This window comes from Phaeobacter sp. QD34_24, from assembly GCF_028890115.1.
In the GTDB taxonomy this organism is placed as follows: domain Bacteria; phylum Pseudomonadota; class Alphaproteobacteria; order Rhodobacterales; family Rhodobacteraceae; genus Phycobacter.
Genome location: NZ_JARCJD010000003.1, coordinates 133,710 through 156,140, shown reverse-complemented (window position 1 = coordinate 156,140; position 22,431 = coordinate 133,710). Strand labels below are relative to the sequence as shown.

At 62.6% G+C, this 22,431-nt stretch carries 20 protein-coding genes; 12 read left to right on the top strand and 8 right to left on the bottom strand.

Going from position 1 to position 22,431, the window contains the following annotated elements; translation table 11 throughout:
• Positions 1 to 40 precede the first annotated feature (40 nt).
• From PXK07_RS03590 to PXK07_RS03580, 3 genes are read left to right on the top strand one after another with little or no spacing between them, the layout of a single operon-like run.
• Complete coding sequence (locus PXK07_RS03590; RefSeq protein WP_274846819.1) at positions 41 to 571, top strand: response regulator; 531 nt, start codon at positions 41 to 43, stop codon at positions 569 to 571.
• Positions 568 to 1,428 carry a phosphate/phosphite/phosphonate ABC transporter substrate-binding protein gene (locus PXK07_RS03585; protein WP_274846818.1) on the top strand — a complete coding sequence of 287 codons (861 nt, stop codon included), beginning with the start codon at positions 568 to 570 and terminating at the stop codon, positions 1,426 to 1,428. The genes PXK07_RS03590 and PXK07_RS03585 overlap by 4 nt, the downstream gene beginning before the upstream one ends.
• A complete protein-coding gene (locus PXK07_RS03580) occupies positions 1,413 to 3,392 on the top strand; it encodes an ATP-binding protein (RefSeq protein ID WP_274846817.1) in 1,980 nt (659 codons plus the stop codon). Before PXK07_RS03585 ends, PXK07_RS03580 begins: the two co-directional genes overlap by 16 nt.
• 279 nt (positions 3,393 to 3,671) lie before the next feature.
• Here the strand turns inward: PXK07_RS03580 and PXK07_RS03575 are convergent, their stop codons facing one another.
• The 3 genes from PXK07_RS03575 to PXK07_RS03565 are packed head-to-tail and all read right to left on the bottom strand — an operon-like array spanning position 3,672 to position 5,992.
• Positions 3,672 to 4,733, bottom strand: a complete 1,062-nt coding sequence (locus PXK07_RS03575; protein ID WP_274846816.1) for a methyltetrahydrofolate cobalamin methyltransferase — start codon at positions 4,731 to 4,733, stop codon at positions 3,672 to 3,674.
• Between the two features lie 3 nt (positions 4,734 to 4,736).
• Positions 4,737 to 5,669, bottom strand: coding sequence for a methylenetetrahydrofolate reductase (locus tag PXK07_RS03570; RefSeq protein WP_274846815.1), 933 nt, complete (start codon positions 5,667 to 5,669; stop codon positions 4,737 to 4,739).
• 26 nt (positions 5,670 to 5,695) lie between these two features.
• Positions 5,696 to 5,992 (bottom strand): virulence factor, encoded by a 297-nt coding sequence (locus PXK07_RS03565; protein WP_274846814.1) that lies wholly within the window; start codon positions 5,990 to 5,992, stop codon positions 5,696 to 5,698.
• Positions 5,993 to 6,323: 331 nt separating this feature from the next.
• Here PXK07_RS03565 and PXK07_RS03560 point away from each other — a divergent pair, with 331 nt between their 5' ends.
• Complete coding sequence (locus tag PXK07_RS03560; RefSeq protein ID WP_274846813.1) at positions 6,324 to 7,436, top strand: Ppx/GppA phosphatase family protein; 1,113 nt, start codon at positions 6,324 to 6,326, stop codon at positions 7,434 to 7,436.
• 82 nt (positions 7,437 to 7,518) lie between these two features.
• Positions 7,519 to 8,250, top strand: a complete 732-nt coding sequence (locus PXK07_RS03555) for an RlmE family RNA methyltransferase (RefSeq protein ID WP_274846812.1) — start codon at positions 7,519 to 7,521, stop codon at positions 8,248 to 8,250.
• A 35-nt stretch (positions 8,251 to 8,285) separates the two neighbouring features.
• Here PXK07_RS03555 and PXK07_RS03550 read toward each other — a convergent pair whose 3' ends face one another.
• Entirely contained in the window at positions 8,286 to 8,453 is a 168-nt protein-coding gene (locus tag PXK07_RS03550) for a hypothetical protein (protein WP_274846811.1), read from the bottom strand.
• A gap of 123 nt (positions 8,454 to 8,576) precedes the next feature.
• On the bottom strand, positions 8,577 to 9,467 hold the full coding sequence (locus PXK07_RS03545) for a YihY/virulence factor BrkB family protein (protein ID WP_274846810.1): 891 nt from the start codon (positions 9,465 to 9,467) through the stop codon (positions 8,577 to 8,579).
• 183 nt (positions 9,468 to 9,650) lie between these two features.
• Here PXK07_RS03545 and cls point away from each other — a divergent pair, with 183 nt between their 5' ends.
• The 4 genes from cls (at position 9,651) to PXK07_RS03525 (ending at position 15,332) form a co-directional block, all read left to right on the top strand.
• Positions 9,651 to 11,069, top strand: coding sequence for a cardiolipin synthase (gene cls, locus PXK07_RS03540; protein ID WP_342455854.1), 1,419 nt, complete (start codon positions 9,651 to 9,653; stop codon positions 11,067 to 11,069).
• A gap of 111 nt (positions 11,070 to 11,180) precedes the next feature.
• Complete coding sequence (locus tag PXK07_RS03535) at positions 11,181 to 11,837, top strand: ABC transporter ATP-binding protein (RefSeq protein ID WP_274846809.1); 657 nt, start codon at positions 11,181 to 11,183, stop codon at positions 11,835 to 11,837.
• Positions 11,834 to 14,266, top strand: a complete 2,433-nt coding sequence (locus tag PXK07_RS03530) for an FtsX-like permease family protein (protein ID WP_274846808.1) — start codon at positions 11,834 to 11,836, stop codon at positions 14,264 to 14,266. Before PXK07_RS03535 ends, PXK07_RS03530 begins: the two co-directional genes overlap by 4 nt.
• Entirely contained in the window at positions 14,256 to 15,332 is a 1,077-nt protein-coding gene (locus PXK07_RS03525; protein ID WP_274846807.1) for a lipocalin-like domain-containing protein, read from the top strand. The genes PXK07_RS03530 and PXK07_RS03525 overlap by 11 nt, the downstream gene beginning before the upstream one ends.
• A gap of 72 nt (positions 15,333 to 15,404) precedes the next feature.
• On the opposite strand, the gene PXK07_RS03520 is transcribed toward PXK07_RS03525, so the two are convergent.
• The 3 genes from PXK07_RS03520 to PXK07_RS03510 all read right to left on the bottom strand — a co-directional run bounded on the left by PXK07_RS03520 (position 15,405) and on the right by PXK07_RS03510 (position 19,538).
• Positions 15,405 to 15,836: a universal stress protein gene (locus PXK07_RS03520; protein ID WP_274846806.1), complete on the bottom strand. Its 432-nt coding sequence runs from the start codon at positions 15,834 to 15,836 to the stop codon at positions 15,405 to 15,407.
• A complete protein-coding gene (locus PXK07_RS03515; protein ID WP_274846805.1) occupies positions 15,833 to 18,442 on the bottom strand; it encodes a TRAP transporter permease in 2,610 nt (869 codons plus the stop codon). The genes PXK07_RS03520 and PXK07_RS03515 overlap by 4 nt, the downstream gene beginning before the upstream one ends.
• A 130-nt stretch (positions 18,443 to 18,572) precedes the next feature.
• Positions 18,573 to 19,538, bottom strand: coding sequence for a TAXI family TRAP transporter solute-binding subunit (locus tag PXK07_RS03510; protein WP_274846804.1), 966 nt, complete (start codon positions 19,536 to 19,538; stop codon positions 18,573 to 18,575).
• Between the two features lie 586 nt (positions 19,539 to 20,124).
• Between PXK07_RS03510 and PXK07_RS03505 the strand changes: the two genes are divergently transcribed.
• The 3 genes from PXK07_RS03505 to PXK07_RS03495 all read left to right on the top strand — a co-directional run bounded on the left by PXK07_RS03505 (position 20,125) and on the right by PXK07_RS03495 (position 22,359).
• Positions 20,125 to 20,415 carry a hypothetical protein gene (locus PXK07_RS03505; RefSeq protein WP_274846803.1) on the top strand — a complete coding sequence of 97 codons (291 nt, stop codon included), beginning with the start codon at positions 20,125 to 20,127 and terminating at the stop codon, positions 20,413 to 20,415.
• Positions 20,416 to 20,587: 172 nt separating this feature from the next.
• A complete protein-coding gene (gene mtnA / locus PXK07_RS03500; protein ID WP_274846802.1) occupies positions 20,588 to 21,697 on the top strand; it encodes an S-methyl-5-thioribose-1-phosphate isomerase in 1,110 nt (369 codons plus the stop codon).
• Positions 21,694 to 22,359 carry a class II aldolase/adducin family protein gene (locus tag PXK07_RS03495; RefSeq protein ID WP_274846801.1) on the top strand — a complete coding sequence of 222 codons (666 nt, stop codon included), beginning with the start codon at positions 21,694 to 21,696 and terminating at the stop codon, positions 22,357 to 22,359. Before mtnA ends, PXK07_RS03495 begins: the two co-directional genes overlap by 4 nt.
• Positions 22,360 to 22,431 lie beyond the last annotated feature (72 nt).

Sequence of the window (22,431 nt, the reverse complement as noted above, 5' to 3'; positions counted from 1 at the left end):
TCACAGTGAGACGGAAACGTTAACTTGGATGGAGTTGTAGATGACTTTGAGTACACAATACGAAACCACTGCCGGCCTCACTGTTCTTGTTGTGGATGATGACAAGGACGCATTGGAAGAGCTGCAGGATATTGTCGATCTCGAAGGCTGGAGTGCAATCATTGCGGATAGCGTCGACATGGCGCTGGAAGTGTTGGAGTGGTATCCCCACATTTCCGTTGTGGTGACGGACGTTCACTTCGTCGATCCCTCGGGCGACACCTCCAACGGCTTTCAGCTGATGTCGCGGGCCAAGGCCCGGTTCCCGGAACGCGAGTTGAGCTTCGTCGTCCTGAGCGGCGATCCCTCGGCGCAGAAGTCTACGGCACAGACAGGTGCGGTCGACTTTCTGTCCAAACCGCTGGATCCCGATCAACTGATCGCAGCGGTGCGTATCGGGGCTGAAAAAGCCGGCACCAAATCCGCCCCCCCGGCCTGGGCGGAAACCGGCGAGGATCTGCTCAAGAAGGTGCAGCGCATCACCCGGGAAGTTCACGCCGCCAATGTCCAGTCTACCGGAGATGTCGCATGAAGGTGCTTTTTGCCTCGATTGCCGCCCTTTCCATGGCCCTCACCACCCCGGCACAGGCCGGGGAGGTACCCGGAGGAAACGAAGTCACCTTTGGCATCGTGCCACAGCAGTCGGCCAGCCGCCTGGCCCGGATGTGGGGGCCCTTTCTGGAGGAGTTGAGCCAGCAAACCGGCACCACCTTCCGCTTTCGCACCACGAAGGACATCCCGACATTCGAGGCCTGCCTGGCTGCGGGAGCCTTTGACTACGCCTATATGAACCCGATGCACTATGCGATCTTTTCAAGCGAAGCCTCCTATCGTGCAATCGCCCACCAGGAAGGCAAGCGGCTGAAAGGCGTGATGGTCGCGCGGGTGGATTCCGAATTTTCCGAAATCGCCAGCCTGGATGGTCAGAACATCGCCTTCCCGTCGCCCGGTGCCTTTGGGGCCAGCATTCTCAACCGCGCGTCATTGCAGCGGGTCAACGTGAGCTACACGCCGTCCTATGTCAAATCCCATGACAGCGTATACCGGGCCGTGGCCGCGGGGCTCATGGCGGCAGGCGGCGGTGTGACCCGGACCTGGAACGCGCTTGATCCCGATGTGCGCGCCCAGCTCCAGATCATTCACGAAACCGAAGGGTTCACACCGCATGCCATCGCCGTCCACGAGGGCATCGATCCGGCGCAGATCGACAAGGTGCAAGCGGCCCTTCTGAGCATGTCTGCCTCGCACCCGGATCTGGTCAAGGGCATCGGCATGAAGGGGTTTGTCGCGGCAGCAGATTCCGATTGGGATGACGTCCGGGCTCTGGGCATGGACAGAGAGGAGACGGGTATCAAGCATGAAGGAGATATCGCATGTCCTTCCGGCTGAAAACCATCTTCGGAATCGCCCTGATCGAACTCACGGTCATGGCGGTTCTCATCGGGATCAACCAATTCGCCCTTGGTGGGTATGCGGCCACGCAGCTGTACCAGCGGGCAGAGGCCACAACCCGTGTCTTTGCCAATACCGTGGCCGACGCGGTGATCGCGACCGACCTGGCAACCCTGGATGCCACCATCGACACAGCCGTCTCCAGCGAGGATCTGACCTATCTGCGCGTCAGGAGCCTGTCGGGCATGGTGCTGTCACAAGGCGGTGCCGAGGAGGCACTTGAAGCGCCCTTTGTTCGCGACGCGAGCTTTGACGATGCCCGCAGCGACCACGTGATCGACATCGATCTGCCCATCCAGGTGGCGGGTACCAGGTTCGGAACCATCGAGCTTGGCCTGTCGACCCTGGCCGTTGAAAAGGAACTGGCGCAGGCCCTCTACTGGAACATCCTGATCGCGGTGATCGGCATGTCCTTGGTTGCGGTCTTCGGCTTTGGCCTGGGCACGATCCTCACTCGGCAATTGCGCTGGCTGCGCCAGGGCGCCCTGGATGTTGCCCGCGGCAATCTGGACAGCCAGATCGAGGTCAAGGGGCGGGACGAGTTGGCCGATACGGCCAAGTGCTTCAATTACATGGCGCAGACCCTGTCTCGCGACCGCCGGATCCTGCAGGATCAGCAGGACGAACTCTTGGCCAAACGCGCGCGCGTGGAGGTTCTGGTCGGATGCCTGCGCGACATTTCCCAGCATCGCGAAACCATCGAGGTGCCCGACACCGACCGGCCGGATGAAATCGGGGACATGGCGCGCGCAACGGTCGTGTTCCAGAATGCGATGCAGGCGATCGAACAGGCCCGGCGCGAACAACAGCAGCTGATCTCTGCCTTCGACCAGGTTGAAGAACAGGTCGCCATTTTCGGAGAAGACGGGCAGGTCATGTTCCTGAATGCAGCCTTCCGTTCTTTCAACAAAGACATTCTTGCGGCCTTGCCCGATGATTTTACCCTGCGCAGCTTTCTGGAAACCGGGCTGGAGCAGTCGGCCTTCCCCGGCGTCGAGGAACCCGCAAAATGGGTGGAGGAGCAAATCGGCCGCACCCATGGTGTGCCGCGTGAGATCCGCCGCGATCCGGACCGGATCCTTCTGACCGTGCAATCCTATGTCAAGGGAATCGGCATCGTGATTTCGGCCCAGGACATTACCGACTTACGGCATTCGGAACATCAACTGATCCACGCCTCCAAATTGGCAACCCTGGGTGAAATGGCCACCGGTGTTGCACATGAGTTGAACCAGCCTCTTGGTGTGATCCGCATGGCCTCCACGACCTGCGTCAAACGTATCGACAAGGACAAGGCGGATCTTGAGTATCTGCGCGGCAAACTGGTTCGCATCGGAGAGCAGACCGCCCGGGCCTCGCAGATCATCAACCACATGCGGATTTTCGGCCGCAAGGCAGAGGGCGTCAGCCATCCCTTCGACCTGCGCGACAGCCTGCAGGAGATGTCGGCCCTGGCCCGCACGCAATTGCACACCCTTGATATCTCGCTGAAGCTGAACCTGCCTGAGACATCGGCAATCGTTCTTGGGGAAAAGGTCATTTTTGAGCAGGTTCTTCTCAACCTGATCAGCAACGCGCGCGATGCCATCGAAGCCAGCGAGGCGGGCAAGGGTGAGATCTCGATCACCGCAGACTTTGCCACCGATCAAGGCCATGTGATCGAGGTCCGCGACACCGGCGGCGGCATTCCCGAAGATATCCTGGACAAGCTGTTTGAACCCTTCTTCACCACCAAGGGGCCCGGCAAGGGCACTGGACTGGGGCTTTCGATCAGCTTTGGCACGATCCGCGACATGTCCGGCATGATCTCTGCCACCAACGAAGACGGCGGTGCCTGTTTCAGAATTACCCTGCCAGACGCCGGGGAAGAGCTGCAAACGGTCGATTTGCCCGCCGCCTGAGGTCCGGCACGGCGACAGAACGCGCTCCGGATCATGGTCGCACAGAATGTCTCTGCGCGCCTCAAGATGAACTGGGCTTTCCACAATACCCCCGGTCCGGCCAAGAAACCTGGCAAAGCTTTCAGTCCTTCTGCGCTATCCAAAGGGGACTGCGCCCTCTCGGCAGAGGCACCCGATTTTGCATAGGTGAGGCTGGGCGCGGGCCTAAGTGACGGCACCCGCAAATAGCAAAAGGCCGGGGGTGATCCCGGCCTTTCACTGTCCTTCTTCTCACCTCAATCAGGCGCGGCGGCGGCGGCCTCCGGCGCGGCCACCTCGGCCACGGCCCTCTTCACCGGCTTTCGCAGGCGCCTTGTTGGCAGCGATCCAGGCGCCACCGTGGGGGTCGTTGTTGGTCAGAAGGTTGGCGGCACGGATCGCCTCCATCTCCTTGCCCGCACGCGGCTGGGTGGAGCCGAGGCCGAACAGGGTGACGAAGGTCTCGTCATCGATACCTTCAGGCAGGATGATGCCGGCGGCAGTCACCTGTTCCTTCTTCTCCGCAATCGCCTTCTGCGTCACCGGCAGGGCCACCGGGTTCATGATCGCAGAGGTCATGCCCGCCCCCATCGCCATCGGCAGGAAGGCGTTGTTGATGCCATGGCGGTTGGGCAGACCGAAGGAGATATTGGAGGCCCCGCAGGTGGTGTTCACCCCCAGTTCCTCGCGCAGGCGGCGCACCAGGGCAAAGACCTGCAAGCCGGCGGTCGCCATGGCGCCGATGGGCATCACCAGCGGATCCACCACGATGTCATGGGCAGGAATGCCGAAATCGGCGGCGCGTTCGACGATCTTCTTGGCCACGGCAAAGCGCACATCGGGATCTTCGGAAATCCCGGTGTCATCGTTGGAGATCGCCACGACCGGAACGTTGTATTTCTTCACCAGCGGCAGCACCAGTTCCAGCCGCTCTTCCTCGCCGGTGACGGAGTTCAGCAGGGGCCGCCCCTCAGCCGCCTCAAGACCTGCCTCCAGCGCGCCGGGCACCGATGAGTCGATGCACAGCGGCACATCGACCAGCCCCTGCACCAGTTCGACAATCTTGCTCATCAGCGGCGGTTCGGTCTCATTCGGGTTGGGGTTCGAGTTGTAGACGACGCCCGCATTGATATCGAGGATATCGGCCCCGGCCGCGACCTGCGCCAGGGCGTCCTTTTCCACGGTGGAGAAATCGCCCGCTTCCAGCTCGGCCGCCAGTTTCTTGCGCCCCGTGGGGTTGATCCGCTCGCCGATCACGCAGAACGGCTCATCAAATCCCAGGACAGCGGTTTTTGTTTTTGATTCAACGACAGTACGGGTCATGTCTTATCCTTGGGAGTTGACCGGCCGCGCCGCGGCGCCGCCATTGTTGATGGCCCAGGTGGCATTGGTCTTGATACCGCCCAGCGGGAAGAAGTGCACATTGGTGATGTTGAAATCGGGATTGGCGGCCTTGTGCGCGGCCAGTTCTGCGATCACATCGGTGGGCTCGTAGGGCAAGAGCAGCTTGGAGACATCCATCGCCCGTTTCTGCAGCACCTTCAGCGAGGGGCCGACACCGCAGGCAATGGCGAATTTGATCAGGGTCTGCAGCTTGGCGGGGCCCGCGATACCGATATGGATCGGCAGATCGACGCCCGCCTCTTTCAGCCCGTCGGCCCAGGCGATGATCGGCTTTGCGTCAAAGGCAAACTGGGTGGCCAGCGCCATCTTGGCATCGGTGCGCTCGGCGAACTTCTGCTTCCACAGAAGCGCCTCCATCACGTTCTTCACGGATCCGTCAGGGTCGATATCCTTGTTGCCCTCGGGGTGGCCCGCCACATGCAGGTTGGTGAAACCCGCCTTGTCGAAAAGACCCGTTTCCAGCAGTTGCATCGAGCTGTCGAAGGCGCCGTGCGGCTCTGCCACGCCACCGGCCAGCAGCAGCGCCTGTTTCACATCCGCCTCACCCTGGTAGCGCGCGATCCAGTCGGCCAGCGTGGCCTCATCCTTGATGATGCGGGCCGGGAAATGCGGCATCACCGGGTAGCCTTCGGCATGGAGCCGCTTGGCGGTTTCCACCATATCCTCGATCGGGGTGCCTTCGATATGGGCGATGTAAACGCGGGTGCCCGCAGGCAGAAGATCGCGAAAATCCTCGACCTTGGCAGCGGTGCGCGGCATCACCTCGATCGAATAGCCCTCAAGGAAGGCCTCCACGTGCGGTATGACCGGCTGCGGGCTGTCGGCCTCGCGTTTCCTGAAATTCAACAAAGCCATTGCGGCCTCCCATAGTGCTGTCAGGCTCATGCCCATCCATCATTGGCAATCAGGGCCTTCAGCCGGTCCTGATCGTACTCCTGCTCCAGACGTGTCGCCTCGGCCTCTGCAACCTCCTGCGGCTCGCCCTCCACCGCATAAGCCTCTGCCTTGCGCCATTCTGCCAGATAGGCGTCAGCGTCCTTGGCGTTGACCTTCATCGCGGCACGGTCGATGGCCTGTTCGAAGCGTTCTTCCAACTGGCGCTTGGCCCCACGGCGCCCCTTGCCGACGATGACCTGCGCCGGAATATCGCGCCAGTAGACGATGGTTACATCCGGCATGTCGGCTCCTTCCTTTTCGCCTGTTCAACTGTGTTTCTAGATCGCCATCAGGAAACGCGGGCGCCGAATTTCGACAACACTTGGGGTGTGAGCGACGTTTTGACACGACTTGCCCGGATTGTGCGCCCGGCATAACTGTACTCGCCTCCCCGGGCACCGTTTCTTTGTGCCCTGCCGGGTTTTTCCCCGCAGCAGTCACAGGCCTGTGCAATAGCCGGGCTCCGGCGCATGAATACCGGTTGGGCTTTGTGATCACAGGCGCCACTCCCCTTGCGTCTTTGGGGCGGCGGACATATTCTAATTGCAACACGATAATCGGAGGGCGTGAATCATGGCGCCCAGGCGTTCCAAAGGTGCGGGCGCGTTTCCCAAGGTGGTCGAAACCCCTGTACCAGCCCGTCCGGATCCGGATGCGCTTTATGCTGCGCTGGATCTTGGCACTAACAGTTGCCGCATGCTGATTGCCCAGCCCAAGGGCAGCGGTTTTCATGTGGTGGACAGCTTTTCCAAGTCGGTTCAACTGGGAACCGGGCTTGAACGCACCGGGCGCCTGTCCCGGTCGTCGATGGCGCGCACCATCCAGGCGCTGAGGATCTGTCAGCAAAAGCTCAAACGCAACAAGGTGCGCCGGATGCGGCTGGTCACCACCGAGGCCTGCCGCCGCGCCAAGAACGCGCGCGAGTTCATCCGCCAGGTGAAACGCGAAACGGGCCTTACCCTTGAAATCATCCAGCCCGAGGAAGAAGCGCGGCTTGCGGTGATTTCCTGTGCGCCGCTGGTCTCCACCAAGACCGAGCAGCTCTTGGTCGTGGACATTGGCGGCGGCTCCACCGAATTGGTCTGGATCGATATCTCCTCGGTTCCGCGCCGCGACCGACCCGCCGCCATCATGCGGCTTCACGCGGGGTTCCACGCTGCTGAAAGCCCCTTTCCCGCGGCCAAGGTGGTGGATTGGATCTCGGTACCCCTGGGCGTTGCGACCCTGCGCGATCAGTTCAACGATGTTGAGGATGACGCCGCCCGCTTTGCCCTGATGAGCTGGTATTTCGAGGAACATCTGGCCGATTTCGCCCCCTATAAGGACGAGCAGGCCCGCGAAGGGTTCCAGATCGTCGGCACCTCCGGCACAGTGACCACCGTGGCGGCCTCGCATCTGGGGCTGAAGCGCTATGACCGCACCAAGGTAGACGGGCTGCGGATGACCAGCGATCAGATCGACAAGGTGATCCGCGGTTATCTGGAACTGGGTCCACAGGGGCGACGTAGCGATCCCCGCATCGGCGAGGACCGGCAGGCCCTGATCATGTCCGGCTCTGCCATCCTGCAGGCGCTGTTGCGCTGCTGGCCCACCGATCGGCTGTCGGTGGCGGACCGGGGACTGCGCGAAGGGCTGCTTTATGCGCAGATGAGCGCGGATGGCGTGCTGGAAGACGGGCCGTTCTGAGCGCACGGGCATTTGAGTTTCCCGTTTCGATCTGGCATGGAGCCCGCAGACGGCGCCCGCACTGACAAAGATGGTAGGTAACATGGCTAAGACCCCTTCAGGAAAATCCCCCACCGGCAAGAACACCTCGGGCCGGGGTCAGCGCGACCTGAAGGTGAAGGTCAAGACCGCGCGCGGGCGCAAGCTGTCCTCCACCCGCTGGCTGCAGCGGCAGCTCAATGACCCTTATGTGAAACGCGCCCAGGCCGAAGGCTATCGCGGGCGCGCCGCCTACAAGATCATGGAGCTCGACGACAAGTTCCGCTTCCTGGTGCCGGGTGCCCGGGTTGTGGATCTGGGCTGTGCGCCGGGCGGCTGGGCGCAGGTTGCCGTGAAACGCATCAATGCACTGGGCGAAAAGCAGGGCAAGGCGGTGGGCCGCATCATCGGCGTTGACCTGCAAGAGGTTGAACCGCTGGCGGGGGCCGAGTTCCACCAGCTCGATTTCATGGATGAAGGCGCCGACGATCAGGTCAAGGAATGGCTTGGCGGCATGGCCGATGTGGTGATGTCGGACATGGCGGCGGCCAGTTCCGGCCACAAGCAGACCGATCACCTGAAGATCATGGCCCTGTGTGAAGCGGCGGCCTATTTCGCCTTTGATGTGCTGGAACAGGGCGGCACCTTCGTGGCCAAGGTGCTGGCGGGCGGCGCCGAGGGCGATCTGCAGAAGCTCTTGAAGCAGAAGTTCACCAAGGTCGCCAATGTCAAACCGCCCTCCTCACGGTCGGACAGTTCCGAGAAATTCGTGATCGCAACCGGCTATCGGGGCTGATCGGCGTAGGATTGCCCCAATGACGCGGTTGCACCTTACGCAGCAGGCCTGTGGGACGCATCCAAAGACATCAGCGCCACTTCCCGCCACAGGCTGGTGTCGAGCCGCTCACCGTCACACTGGCGCGAGATGATCACGCCGCGCGATGCAGCCCTTTGTGCACCGACGGGCGCCGCGAACAGTTTGAACAGAGCTTTCAGCATCCCATGTCTCCTCTCACGTCTTGAGTTGAGACAGGGGTATGCGGCCAATGCGCCCGGCCAATGACCAAATTATGGCACCGCCGCCTTATTGTTTCGAAATGCGAAACAAAGGGACGTCACGCATCAGTCAACATAGCCATGCTCTTCCGCCTCGACGCCCTCGGTGCCCGGTTTTGCCATCAAGGCATGATTGAACTCCGCCCCCAGAATCAGGATGGCGGCATTGACATAGAGAAAGATCATCGCGGCCATCGCCCCGGCCAGCCCTGCATAGGTGGCCGAATACTGGGCAAAGGATCCCACATAGATGGCAAAGCCGACCCCCGCCGCCCACCAGAGCACCAAGGTCAGCAGCGCACCGGGCAGGATTTGCGCCAGCCGGTGGCGCTGCCCCGGCAGCACGACATGGCACAGCAGCACCGCCACCAGCGGCACCAGCAGCAACAGAACGCCATGCAGCCCCTGATCCCAGCCCCGGCCAACATCCGGAACCGGCAACAGATCCGCCACATAGCGCAGATAGAGCGGCAGGATCACCTCGAACAGCGCGGTCGCCAACACCCCTGCCCCGCCCAGAATCACCAGGCCAAGGCAGATCAGCCGCGCCTGCCAATAGGGGCGCGGATCGGTGTCCCCATAGGCATTGACCAGGGCAACCCGCACCGCATCCACCCCATTGGAGGCAAAGTAGAGCGTCAACAGCCCCCCGAGGGTGGCCAGCCCCGTGCTGGAACTGTCCAGCACCGCGTATAGCTCCCGCAGGATCGGGCCAGAGACCTCTTCAGGCCAGCTCCCAAAGACCGGATCGAGCAGATCCCCGATCGAGACATCCTGCCCCAGAACCGACGCCAGCGCCCCGGACAGTGCCACAGTGAACAGCACGAAGGGAAACAGCGCCAGCATCATCGACATGGCGATATGGCTGCTCATCACCCAACCGTTCTTGCGGTTGAAAGATGACAGCGCCGCAAGGACGGCCGAGAACACGGTCGCGGGAATGGCAAGATGTTTCATGTCTGCAGGCTTTCACAGCTGCCACCGGATGACCAGTGTCGCAAGGGCACGGCACCCCGTTCTATTCGCCACCGCGCCGCTTTCGTCACGACACTTGCGGCGGGACAGTCCGGTTTATCTGGCATGCGCGGCCCTGGGCCGCCATACTCCGGCCTGCAGGAAGGTGATTGAGGAACTTGAACGTTGACATTCTGGGTCATTGTCAGCACCGCTGCCCTCGTTTCGATGTGGGGGCTGGCAGCCCTGGCCGCGCTCAATGCGGCCCGCACCGCCCGCACGCCGCAGGGTGCCATCGGCTGGGTGGTCTTCTTGCTGTCCTCGCCGCCGCTGGCCCTGCCCGCCTATCTGCTGTTCGGCCACCACCGGTTCGAGAAATACCGTACCGCCTGGCAATCCGCCCAGGATGAGGTACAGAGCCTGCAGAGCATGGCCGACCTGCGCAGCCCGGGACCTGTCGCGACCCCGATTGCGATCGCCCCGTTCCAAGCGGTCTCCGGCTTTCAAGTCTGCGGCGGCAATGGTTTTGAACTGCTGGCCGATGGCGAAACCGCCTTTGAGGAGATGTTTCGCACCATCGACGCGGCGCGGGACTACCTGCTGATCCAGTTCTATATCGTGCGCGACGATACCCTTGGCAAACGGTTGAAACAGCATCTGATCGCGGCCGCCGAGCGCGGCGTCGCGGTTTGGTTCCTGGCCGATCCGATCGGCAGCCACCGGCTGAGCAGATCCTATCTGGCTGATCTGGAGCGGGCCGGTGTCAATCTGATGGATCGCAGCAGCCAGCGCAGCGCCAAATACCGGATCACGCTCAACTTTCGCAATCACCGCAAGACCCTGGTGGCGGACGGGCGCGTTGCCTTTACTGGCGGCTTGAACGTGGGCGATGAATACCTCGGCCTCAGCAAGACCTTCGGCCCCTGGCGCGACACCCATGTCAAGCTGACCGGTCCCGTGGTGCAGCAATTGCAGCTCACCTATGCGCAGGATTGGCACTGGCTGACGGAGGAGCCGATCCTTGATCTTCTAACCTGGCAGCCAGAGATGTCACCCGAAGACCGCGCCGCGCTGATCGTGCCCACCGGGCCGGGCGACACCACCGAGACCGGGTCGATGATGTTCTTCTCCGCCATTGCCGCAGCGCAGCAAAGGGTCTGGATTGCCTCCCCCTATTTCGTGCCGGACTTTGACGTGATCGCCGCGCTGAAACATGCGGCACTGCGGGGTATCGATGTGCGCATCCTGGTTCCCGAGGGGGTAGACCACTACCTCCCCTGGCTGGCGTCCTTCGCCTATTTCGACGATCTGCGCCGTGTCGGGGTAAAGGTGCTGCACTACACGGATGGGTTCATGCATCAAAAGGTCTTCGTGATCGATGAAACCCTGGCCGCCGTCGGCACCACCAATATGGACAACCGGTCCTTCCGGCTGAACTTCGAAACCATGGCCCTGTTCTTTGATCAGGATGCAGCCCGGCGCGTGGCCGCGATGCTGGAGAATGACTTTGCCAAGTCCCGGCCACTTGAACGCGCCCTGGCGGAGCAGCCCTGGCCCCTGCGCCTGTTTGCGCCTGTCGCCCGGCTGCTGGCCCCGGTCCTTTAGAAATCGCACCTGGATCAAAGGGAACTGATCCTCCCCCCTGTTCCTTGACGCCCGCCCCGCTACATGGGGAAATACAATGCACAGTGCAGAATAAGACGAGCAGCCCCGGGTATGGTCCTCAAAATCTCCGACGTCACAAAATCCTATACCAGCGGCGCCACTGAAATGCCGATCCTGCGCGGTGTCTCGCTGGAGTTGGAAGCCGGGACAAGCCTTGCCCTGACCGGCGACAGCGGATCTGGCAAAAGCACGCTCTTGCATCTCGCCGCTGCACTGGAGGACTTCGACAGCGGCGAGATCAGCGTTTCGGGCACTCTCCTGTCCGGGCTGGATGAGGCAGGCCGCGCGGCGCTGCGGCGTCGCCAGGTCTCTCTTGTGTTTCAGCAGTTCAATCTCATTCCTTCGCTCAGCGTCGGCAGCAATCTGAGCCTGCATGCGCGCCTTGGCCAATGCCGTGACCGCACCTGGGAGCAGCAACTGGTTGACCGGCTGGGCCTTGCGCCCCTGCTGGACCGCTTTCCCGAACAGCTGTCGGGCGGGCAGCAACAGCGCGTGGCCATCGGTCGCGCCATGGCCCTGCGCCCTGCCCTGCTGCTGGCGGATGAGCCCACCGGCAACCTGGATGAAACCTCCAGCGAGGCGGTTCTGGGCCTGATGCTGGACCTGCTGCGCGACAGCCGGACCGCCCTCTTCATGGTGACCCATTCGCGCGCCATCGCTGACCGGCTGGATCGCCAGATGCGGTTGAGCAACGGGCTGGTGGCATGATCTGGGCGGCCTTTTCGGCGCTCCTGTCCCATTGGCGGCGCCATCCCTTCCAGCTCTTGGCGATTGTCGCGGGGCTGGCGCTGTCCACCGGCCTGTGGTCTGCGGTTCAGGCAATCAACGCCGAGGCCCGCGCCTCCTATGCCCGTGCGGCCGCGCAACTGGGCCAGGCCCAGGCGGATCATCTGGTGGCCGAGGATGGCGACATCCCGCTGCAAACCTATGTTGCCCTGCGCCGCGCCGGGTGGCAGGTGGCGCCGGTTGTCGAAGGCCGTCTGCGCCTGGGCGCACAGTGGCTTGACCTGATGGGAATCGACCTTCTGAACCCGCCGCCGCTGCCCCTGTTTCTGGACGATCAAGAGCGCCCTGCGGCAGAGGCCCCGGGCGATATTGCCCAATCGCTGCTGCCCCCCGGCCAGATCTTCCTGCATCCGGAAATGGCCGCGGACATCGGACAGCCCGCCGATGGCCCGGGGATCATCGCCTCTGCCGCAGTTCCGCGCGGAGTGGCCATTGCCGACATCGCCCTGGCCAGCCGCCTGCTGCAGCGACCCGACGGGCTGAGCAGGCTGATCCTGCTGTCGCCTGAGGCACAGGACCTGCCGCCCATCGACAGCATCGCCCCGGGATTGCGCCGGATCGCCGCCAGGGAGGCCGCCGGGGCGACCGAACGGCTGACAGACAGTTTCCACCTCAACCTCACGGCCTTTGGCTTGCTCTCCTTTGCGGTGGGGCTCTTCATCGTCCAGGGCAGCGTCGGGCTGGCGTTGGAACAACGGCGAGGGCTGTTTCGTACCCTGCGCAGCCTTGGAGTGCCGCTGTCGACACTGGTGGCGCTGCTGGCCGCCGAACTGGTGCTGATCGCCCTCTGCGCCGCCCTAGCGGGGCTGGTCCTTGGCTATGCCGTGGCGGCTGCACTGCTGCCGGATGTGAGCGCCACCCTGTCCGGTCTCTATGGCGCCTCGGTCGAGGGCAGCCTCACCCTGCGCCCGGGCTGGATCCTGTCGGGGCTGATCATGGCGCTGGCAGGCAGCCTCGTGGCCGGAGCACGGGCGATCCACAGGCTATGGCGGTTGCCCATCCTGCGCGCCCCCGCCACCGGCGCCCGCGGGCAGCAGGCCCGGCGCGGATTTCACCTCGCGGCGCTTGCGGGTCTGGGGTTGCTCGTGGCGGCGGCCGCCACGCTCGCCTTGTTCGAGGGGCTGCTGGCGGGTTTCGCCTTTCTCGGCGGGTTGATGCTGGGGGTGGCCCTGCTGCTGCCCATGCTGCTCTCAACGATGCTGACACTCGGCGCAAAGACCGCGCGCGGCGCGGTCAGCGAATGGCTCTGGGCAGACACCCGTGCGCAATTGCCCGGCCTGTCACTGGCGCTGATGGCCCTGCTGCTGGCGCTGGCGGCCAATGTCGGCGTCGGCACCATGGTCTCAAGCTTCCGCCTGACCTTCACCGGCTGGCTGGATCAGCGGCTCGCGGCAGAGATCTATGTGACCGTTGACAGTGACGACACAGGTGCCGCCTTCAGCCGCTGGATTGCCGCGCAGCCCGGCGCACGGGCGCTGCCGATCCGCTGGCACGAACTGCGCCATCGCAACGCGCCCCTGCGCATCTACGGGATCCTGGACGATGCCACCTACCGGCGGCACTGGCCGCTGCTGGAGGCAATGCCCGGCGTCTGGGACCGTGTCGCCGATGGCTCCGGTGTTTTGATCAATGAACAGCTGGCCCGCCGCCATGGCTATGAGCCTGGCGACATCCTGATCCTGTCCCCCGCGTGGCAGATGACGGTTGCGGGAATCTACTCTGATTACGGCAATCCAAACGGTCAGGCGATTGTCGCGATGCCGATGCTTCTTGCCCAGGTTCCGCCCCCGCCGAACCGCCAGTTCGGGATACGGACACCCGCGGACGAGACCGAGACACTCATGCTGCGCATGCGGGATGAATTCGGCCTGCCCCGCGACAGTATCGCCGATCAGGCAAGTATCAAGGCGCGCTCCCTTGCCGTTTTTGAACGCACCTTCGTGGTGACCGAGGCGCTCAATGTTCTGACCCTGGGCGTTGCCGGTTTTGCCATGCTGACCAGCCTACTGACCCTTTGGGGGCAGCGCCTGCCCCATCTTGCACCGATCTGGGCGATGGGCGTGACCCGGGCGCGGCTGGCGCGGCTCGATATCCTGCGCAGCCTGCTTCTGGCCGGTCTGACCGCCTGCCTTGCCTTGCCGCTGGGGCTGGCCCTGGCATGGACCCTGCTTGCGGTGATCAATGTCGAGGCCTTTGGCTGGAAGTTACCGATGTTCCTGTTCCCGCTGGACTGGCTGCGCCTGTTCCTGCTGGCGCTATTGGCCGCAGCACTGGCCGCCCTGATCCCGGCCCGCAGGCTTGCACGACTGTCGCCATCCGACCTGCTGAAAGTCTTTGCCAATGAGAAATAGCCTCTCCCTTCTGCATCTGCTCCGGGCAGCTCTCGCAGCACTCCTGCTTGCGCCGGTGCCCGCGCTGGCCCAGGGGTTTGCGGGGCTTGGCACCGATGCGGCCGGGTTTGCGGTTCCTGAACACGGCACGGTACTCACGTTTCCGCGCGATCACGGGCCACATCCCGAATACCGCATCGAATGGTGGTATCTGACGGCCAACCTCAAGAGCGAGGACGGGCGGGACTATGGGATCCAATGGACCCTGTTTCGCTCTGCCCTTGCGCCGGAGGAGAGACCCGGCTGGGACAGCCCCCAGATCTGGATGGGTCACGCCGCCCTGACGACGGAAGAGGCGCATTATCATTCGGAGCGGCTGGCGCGTGGCGGCATCGGTCAGGCCGGGGTCACAGCCGATCCCTTTGCCGCCTGGATCGATGACTGGCAGATGCAGGCGCTAGGCGATGGCATCGACAGGCTGGACCTTTCCGCCAATGGTCCGGAGTTTTCCTATCGGCTGCACTTGCAGGCCAAAGGACCGCTGGTTCTGCATGGGGAGGATGGCTACTCGGTGAAATCCGCCAGCGGTCAGGCCAGTTATTACTATTCCCAGCCCCGCTACCGGGTGGAGGGTACGGTGAACCTGCCATCCGGCCCGGTTCAGGTCACCGGACAGGCCTGGCTCGATCGCGAATGGTCCAGCCAGCCGCTGGAGGCCGATCAAACCGGATGGGACTGGTTTTCCCTGTCCTTTGACACCGGCGACAAACTGATGGGGTTCATCTTGCGCGGCGGCACAGGCGATTTCACCTCTGGCACCTGGATCGATCCGTCTGGCACGGCAACACCGCTGCCCCCCGGCACCTTTGCGGCCGCGCCTTTGGCGTTCAGCAAGGTGGCGGGCCGCTCCATTCCCACCCGCTGGCAGGTTTCACTGCCGGAGCGGGGACTTACTGCCACCGTCGAGGCCCTGAACCCGCAAGCCTGGATGGGCACGTCCTTTCCCTATTGGGAGGGGCCGGTACGGATCAGCGGCAGTCACCATGGCCTGGGGTATCTGGAAATGACCGGCTACGCGCCCGAATGATCCCGAAAATGAAACAGAGGCGCCCGCAAAAGGCGCCTCTGTGATTTGATATTGGCCGATGCCATTGCGCCGCTAGCGCACGACGAAGACCGAACACTCCGAATGGCGGATCACTCGCGCCGCATTGGGGCCAAGGAGGTAATCCTTGAGATCCGGCTTGTGGGCGCCGATCACGATCAGGTCGCTTCCCGCCTTCTCCGCCACATTCAGGATCTCCTGATAGGCGGTGCCGGTGGCGACCACATGACGGACCTTTTCGTTGCGCTCCGCCCCCAGCACCTCTTCGCAGAGCTGCCGGAGATGGGCGGATGTGTCCCGCACCGCCTTGTCGTGGTGATGCTCTTCGAAAAAGCCCGAGACCCAGCTTTCGCCAAAATCCGGGAGGACGTTCACCACATCAAGCTGCGCATCGTCCAGTTCGGCCAGACGCGCGGCCTGTTCCAGAACCTTGCGGTCCAGCGCCGCATCGCCCAGTTCAAGCGCACAGAGAACGGATTTGCTCATGCCGGTACTCCTTCCTTGCTGGCCCGGCCCCGCTGCATCAGGGCAACCAGGGCCAGAAGCAGCAGTGCGGGGATAAAGATCAACTCCTTGGGCATCTGATCCTGCGGCGCCTGGATCGCGGTCACCTGCACCGGATCGTCACCGTAGAAGTCGAAACTGCCCAGGGTCTCTTCTGCCGGGGTGCCGAACCCTGGCGCGTCCAGCTTCATCAGCCCGTCTTCGGGGATCAGCACCAGACCGATGCCTTCGGCCATGGCAAGGCCATCACCCGACCCATCCGACGGGATCACCAGCGTGGTGGAGGCGGCACCGCCGGTGTCGAAATCCGGGCCTTCGATGCGCAAACGGATATCCTGCCCTTCGTGCGATGCAGACAGCGCCTCGACCAGTTCGCTCGGCGGCACCGCGGCAAAGGGCGGCATGATCTGGTTCATGAAGAAGTCAGGACGGAACAGGGCAAAGGCCACCAGCACCAACAGCACGCTTTCATAGATGCGGCTGCGGGTCAGGAAATATCCCATGGTTCCGGCGGTGAAGACCAGGATCGCAATGGTCGCCGAGATGGCTACCAATATGCCTTGTGTCCATGTCACATCGATCAACAACAGGTCGGTGTTGAAGATGAACACGAAAGGCAGCGCCACGGTGCGCAAGGAGTAGAAGAAGGCAACAAACCCTGTGCGGATCGCATCGCCGCCGGACACGGCAGCCGCCGCAAAGCTGGCTAGGCCCACGGGTGGCGTCACATCGGCCATGATGCCGAAGTAGAACACGAAGAGATGAACAGCGATCAAGGGAACGATCAGCCCCGATTGCGCGCCAAGTTCCACCACGACCCCGGCCATCAGCGAGCTGACAACGATGTAGTTCGCCGTGGTCGGCAGCCCCATGCCAAGGACCAGCGACAGAAGGCCGACCATGATCAGCATCAGGATCAGGTTGCCGCCCGACAGGAACTCCACCAGTTCGGACATCACCTGACCAACGCCGGTCAGCGTCACGGTGCCGACGATCACGCCCGCCGTGGCGGTCGCCAGAGCGATACCGATCATGTTGCGCGCACCGTCAATCATCCCGTGCCACAGATCGCTGACGCCCTCCATGAAGTTGAGTGCAAGGTTCGCCTGGCCGCGGAACAGCGCCTTGAGCGGTTTCTGCGTCAGCAGGATCACGAACAGGAGCGCCGTCGCCCAGAAGGCCGAGAGACCCGGCGATTTCTGTTCGATCATCAGGAAGTAAACCAGCACGATGATCGGCAGCAGATAATGCAGGCCGGCCTTGTAGATCTTGCCCACATCCGGCAGGTCCACGGTTTCCGCGCTGGGATCGTCCGGCACCAAGTCCTCGACCCCGGCGGCGAGTTTCAGCAGCACGACATAGGCTGCAACCACCAAGAGCGACAGGGTAATGCCGGATGCCTCGGGCATCAACGACACGATCCAGCCGACCGGATATTGCACCCCGTAGCAGAGCGCCGCAAATCCCGCGAAGAAGGCGGCCATGCCGCCGATGGTACGGCCCATGGAGACAACACGGTTGCCGAGGGTCGGCATGTTCCGCTTCACCGCCTCAAGGTGCACGATATAGACCAGCGCGACATATGAGATGGCGGCCGGCAGGAAGGCATGGGTGATGACCTCCACGTAGGAAATCCCCACATATTCCACCATCAAGAAGGCCGCAGCCCCCATCACCGGCGGCATGATCTGCCCGTTGACAGACGAGGCAACCTCGACCGATCCGGCCTGTTCATTGGTAAAGCCCACCCGTTTCATCAACGGGATGGTGAAGGTGCCGGTCGTTACAACGTTGGCAATGGAAGAGCCCGAGATCAGACCCGTCGCGGCAGAGCCGACGACGGCCGCCTTGGCCGGCCCACCGCGCAGGTGTCCCAGGGCGCCGAAGGCCATCTTGATGAAGTAGTTGCCGGCCCCGGCCTTATCCAGCAGGGCGCCGAACAGCACGAAGAGGAAGACGAACTTGGTCGAAACCCCCAGCGCGATGCCAAAGACGCCCTCGGAGGTGATCCACATATGGCTCATCGCCTTTTTCAGGCTGGCGCCCTTCCAGCGAATGACCTCGGGCACCACCTCGGAAGAGCCGAAGAACACGTAAAGCAGGAAGATCGTCGCGATGATCGCCATCGCCGGGCCAAGCGCGCGGCGCGCGGCCTCGAACAGCAGCACCAGACCGGCCAGTGCGAACCACTTGTCCATGTCGTCGGCAAGCCCGCCGGAATCGACGATTTTCTGATAGAAGATATAGCCATAAAGCGCGATCCCCGTGCCCACCACCGCATAGATCCAATCCTGGATCGGGATGTACCCGCGCGGGCTGGTCTTCAGCGCCGGATAGGCGGCGTAGGCCAGGAAAATGGCGAAGGCCAGATGGATCTGGCGGGAATTGTTCACAACGCTGCCCGGCAGGATGACGTTGGACAATGGTGAGGCCAGAATGACCTGAAAGACCGACCATGTTACCGCAACGATGGCAAGGAACAGCCCCACAGACCCAATCGGGTTGCGCGCGCCCGCATCCGAGGATGCAACCAGTTCCTGCAGTTCTTCTTCGGTAAGCGGTCGATTTCCTTGCGCATCGGATGTCATGGATAATCTCCCCTGCGGAGGCCCTGATGCAGGCTCCGCCTATTGTGATTGGCGCCCTTGCAGATGAAATACCCTGTCGGCGCAGAAGAGGGGCAAACGCGCTGCCCCTCCCGATCGCAAAGGGCGGATCTTATTCGATCCAGCCTTTTTCGCGGTAGTATTTCGCCGCACCGTCATGCAGCGGGGCCGACAGGCCGTCCGCGATCATCTCTTCCGGCTTCAGGTTGGCAAAGGCCGGGTGCAGCTTCTTGAAGGCATCGAAGTTTTCAAACACCGACTTCACGACCGCATAGACCGCATCTTCGGAGACATCGGTGGAGGAGACGAAGGTCGCGCCTACACCAAAGGTCTGGGTGTCTGCATCCGAGCCGCGATACATGCCGCCGGGGATGGTGGCGGTGCGGTAGAAGGCATTGTCCGCAACCAGTTTTTCAACCGCGGGGCCATCGACGGTGACCAGGACCGAGTCACAGGCAGTGGTGGCTTCTTGGATCGAACCGGAGGGGTGGCCCACGGTATAGACCATCGCATCGATCTGATTGTCACAGAGCGCTGCGGACTGTTCCGCCGCCTTCAGCTCGGTCGCGAGGGCAAAGTCTTCCATGCCCCAGCCCTTGGCCGCCATCAGCACTTCCATGGTGCCACGCTGGCCGGAACCGGGGTTGCCGATGTTGACGCGCTTGCCCTTCAGGTCATCGAAGTTGGTCACGCCTGCATCGGCGCGTGCAACCACGGTAAAGGGTTCCGGGTGGACGGAGAAGACCGCGCGCAGCCCTTCGAAGGGGCCTTTTTCCTCGAATTTGGAGGTGCCGTGATAGGCATGGTACTGCCAGTCCGACTGGGCCACGCCGAACTGCAGCTCGCCTTCGCGGATGGTGTTGATGTTATAGACAGAACCACCGGTGGATTCGACGGCGCATTTGAAGCCGTGCTCCTTGCGGTCCTTGTTGACCAGACGGCAGATCGCGCCACCGGTCGGATAGTAAACGCCTGTCACACCGCCGGTCCCGATGGTGATGAACTCCTGGGCGTAAGCTGCTGGTGCCATAAAGGCCGCAGCCACAAATGCGCCGACGGAAAGCTTTGCGTGTTTCATGATGTCGTTTCTCCCATTGTCTTCCGTATGGTCTTCCGTTTGACTCCGCACTGCTTGGTGCAGTACTCGGCTCTCTTTTCAATCCGGAACCGTTGCAACCGATCCTGATCGGCGCCGCTGTGGGCGCAACCAAAAGACCCGTTTGCGCGAGACACTGTCCAGCCTTTCAGTTGACCGCTTTACCTGTCAACTCTGCCTTTTCGGGAAAGGGTTGAAATCACCGCATTCCCGCATATCTGACGCTTGAAGCCTTATTTTCCCCGCGTGAAACCGATTGGCCCGGATTCGCGAAACTGTGGCAGAATGTCGCAGTTGATTGCAAGCCCCATTCGTAGCCCGGCCCCGACTTGCCGTCCGCACTTACCCGCGGACCGCGTCCCGGCATCACGGCCCGGCGCAAGGACAGCGGGCGTTCCGACAGGCCTGCGATCCAGCCCCAGCGCCGCTGTGGCGAGCGCGCAAATACGGCACAAAATCGTAACATCTCAGCCTTTGAATGCGTGACAATCCCCGGTTTCAGGCGATACTTGGCAAACCGGGTGTTCCTCCCGCCCCGGCCCGCATTCAGCCCAAGGATCCTGACGCTATGATCCGTCTCAGTGACATCGTCAAAAACGGCCCCGAGATATCCGATTTCTGGGCGCTGGAGCGCTGTGTCTCGATGGCTGCGCGAACGCTGCCGCCGGCGCGCGCCTCGTCTCTCGCCGCAGGAGAACCTGCCTCACAGCAGGGCGGGTCAATTCTGATGGGCGATACCGAGGTCGCCTTCCTGAACTGCGATATCGTGCCGGAATTCCGCGACACCCCGCGCAAGTGGCAAATCATCCTGATTGCAGCATTCGAGCGTGGGCAGCGGGCCAGGGCCAGCCTGTCTTAGCCACAATATTGCAGGCGGCAAAGCCGCCCTCCCCATGGATTGAATGGCCCGCGTCACTACACTCAGGCGCGATGGACCCAATTGCTGTGCTTCAAAGCTCCGCCTCTCTTGCAGGCGTGCTGCTTTTCCGCGACAACTTGCGGGGTAGAACCGCAATTGGAGTGAAACGCAGGTGAAGGTCGACGGCACCCCATATCGGTCCCTGTGGTGGGACAAGACGCAAGGCGCATTGCAGATCATCGATCAGCGTTGGCTGCCGCATGATTTCCGCATTCAACAGCTCGACACGCTGGCAGAATACTGCGAGGCGATCACCGGCATGCATGTGCGCGGCGCACCATTGATCGGTGCGACAGCCGCCTATGGCATGGCCCTTGCAGCACGGCTGGATCCGAGCGACACGGCCTTGGACCAGGCCTGGGAGCGCCTGCATGCCACCCGCCCGACCGCCATCAACCTGCGCTGGGCGCTGGACCGCTGCCGTGCGGCTCTGCTTGCCTTGCCAGAGGCCGCGCGCGCTGATGCTGCCCTGCAACTGGCCCATGACATCGCCGATGAGGATGTGGAAATCAACCGCAGCATCGGCCTTCATGGCTTTGAAATCATTAAAGAGATTGCATCACGCAAACCTGCGGGAGAACCGGTACGCCTGCTGACCCATTGCAATGCCGGATGGATCGCCACGGTGGATTGGGGCACCGCCACCAGCCCGATGTATCACGCCCATGATGCGGGCATTCCGATCCATGTCTGGGTCGATGAAACCCGCCCCCGCAACCAGGGGGCCCTGACCGCCTGGGAGTTGGGCAGCCACGGAATCCCCCACAGCTATATCACCGACAACGCCGGTGGCCACCTGATGCAGCATGGTGAGGTCGACATGGTCATCGTCGGCACCGACCGGACCACCCGCAGCGGCGATGTCTGCAACAAGATCGGTACCTACCTCAAGGCGCTGGCGGCAAAGGACAACGGGGTCCCCTTCTACGTCGCGCTGCCCTCGCCCACCATCGACTGGACCGTGTCCGATGGCGTGGCCGAGATCCCGATCGAAGAACGTGCGGGCCAGGAGGTCAGCCATGTGCAAGGCACCCTGCCCGAGGGCGGCATCGGCACGGTTCAGGTGACCCCCAAGGGCTGCCCCGTGGGCAACCCGGCCTTCGATGTGACCCCCAGCCGCCTGGTCACCGGATTGATCACCGAACGCGGGGTCTGCGAGGCCAGCGAGGCGGGACTTGCCGCGCTGTTTCCGGACTTGGCCAGCCCGACGGGCGCCGCATGACGAAGCCCCCCTATGCAGATCGCCCTGCCCTGCGTCAGGCCATCATCGACGCTTGCCTGTCGATGGAGCGCCAGCAGATCAACCAGGGCACCTCGGGCAATATCTCGGTCCGCGTGGGTGATGCCATGCTGATCACCCCTTCGGGGGTCGATTACGCCAAGATGACGCCTCAGATGATCGTCTCGATGCCTCTGGATGGCAGCGCGCCGGAGGCGGGCCAGATGAGACCCTCGTCCGAGTGGCGCTTTCACCGCGACATCCTGCGGAGCAAGCCAAAGGTGAACGCCGTGGTACATGCGCATCCGGTCCATTGTACCGCCCTTGCCATGAACCGGACAGAGATCCCGGCCTGCCACTATATGGTAGCGGCCTTTGGTGGCGATACGGTGCCAGTAGCGGAGTATGCCCTGTTTGGCACCTCAGAACTCTCCGATACCGTATTGGAGTCCCTCCATAATCGCGCGGCCTGCCTGATGGCGAACCATGGCGCCGTGGTGATCGGCGATACGCTGGAGCGCGCCCTGTGGCGCATGGTGGAACTGGAAACCCTCGCCAAGGGATATATCACCAGCCTGTCCATCGGCCAGCCGCATATTCTGACCGATGCAGACATGGCCGAGGTGAAGGCCGCCTTTGCGGATTACGGGCTGAGGGATGTCTAATCCTTGACCACGCCTGCCCGCTGCGGTCGATTTTGTCTGGACATTTGCCGTCGTCGGCTCAAGGCTATCGGT

Bases quoted from the DNA above. Each gene is read 5' to 3' on its own strand.
- PXK07_RS03590 (WP_274846819.1), top strand. From the start codon at position 41: ATGACTTTGAGTACACAATACGAAACCACTGCCGGCCTCACTGTTCTT.
- PXK07_RS03585 (WP_274846818.1), top strand. From the start codon at position 568: ATGAAGGTGCTTTTTGCCTCGATTGCCGCCCTTTCCATGGCCCTCACC.
- PXK07_RS03580 (WP_274846817.1), top strand. From the start codon at position 1,413: ATGTCCTTCCGGCTGAAAACCATCTTCGGAATCGCCCTGATCGAACTC.
- PXK07_RS03575 (WP_274846816.1), bottom strand. From the start codon at position 4,733: ATGACCCGTACTGTCGTTGAATCAAAAACAAAAACCGCTGTCCTGGGA.
- PXK07_RS03570 (WP_274846815.1), bottom strand. From the start codon at position 5,669: ATGGCTTTGTTGAATTTCAGGAAACGCGAGGCCGACAGCCCGCAGCCG.
- PXK07_RS03565 (WP_274846814.1), bottom strand. From the start codon at position 5,992: ATGCCGGATGTAACCATCGTCTACTGGCGCGATATTCCGGCGCAGGTC.
- PXK07_RS03560 (WP_274846813.1), top strand. From the start codon at position 6,324: ATGGCGCCCAGGCGTTCCAAAGGTGCGGGCGCGTTTCCCAAGGTGGTC.
- PXK07_RS03555 (WP_274846812.1), top strand. From the start codon at position 7,519: ATGGCTAAGACCCCTTCAGGAAAATCCCCCACCGGCAAGAACACCTCG.
- PXK07_RS03550 (WP_274846811.1), bottom strand. From the start codon at position 8,453: ATGCTGAAAGCTCTGTTCAAACTGTTCGCGGCGCCCGTCGGTGCACAA.
- PXK07_RS03545 (WP_274846810.1), bottom strand. From the start codon at position 9,467: ATGAAACATCTTGCCATTCCCGCGACCGTGTTCTCGGCCGTCCTTGCG.
- PXK07_RS03535 (WP_274846809.1), top strand. From the start codon at position 11,181: ATGGTCCTCAAAATCTCCGACGTCACAAAATCCTATACCAGCGGCGCC.
- PXK07_RS03530 (WP_274846808.1), top strand. From the start codon at position 11,834: ATGATCTGGGCGGCCTTTTCGGCGCTCCTGTCCCATTGGCGGCGCCAT.
- PXK07_RS03525 (WP_274846807.1), top strand. From the start codon at position 14,256: ATGAGAAATAGCCTCTCCCTTCTGCATCTGCTCCGGGCAGCTCTCGCA.
- PXK07_RS03520 (WP_274846806.1), bottom strand. From the start codon at position 15,836: ATGAGCAAATCCGTTCTCTGTGCGCTTGAACTGGGCGATGCGGCGCTG.
- PXK07_RS03515 (WP_274846805.1), bottom strand. From the start codon at position 18,442: ATGACATCCGATGCGCAAGGAAATCGACCGCTTACCGAAGAAGAACTG.
- PXK07_RS03510 (WP_274846804.1), bottom strand. From the start codon at position 19,538: ATGAAACACGCAAAGCTTTCCGTCGGCGCATTTGTGGCTGCGGCCTTT.
- PXK07_RS03505 (WP_274846803.1), top strand. From the start codon at position 20,125: ATGATCCGTCTCAGTGACATCGTCAAAAACGGCCCCGAGATATCCGAT.
- PXK07_RS03495 (WP_274846801.1), top strand. From the start codon at position 21,694: ATGACGAAGCCCCCCTATGCAGATCGCCCTGCCCTGCGTCAGGCCATC.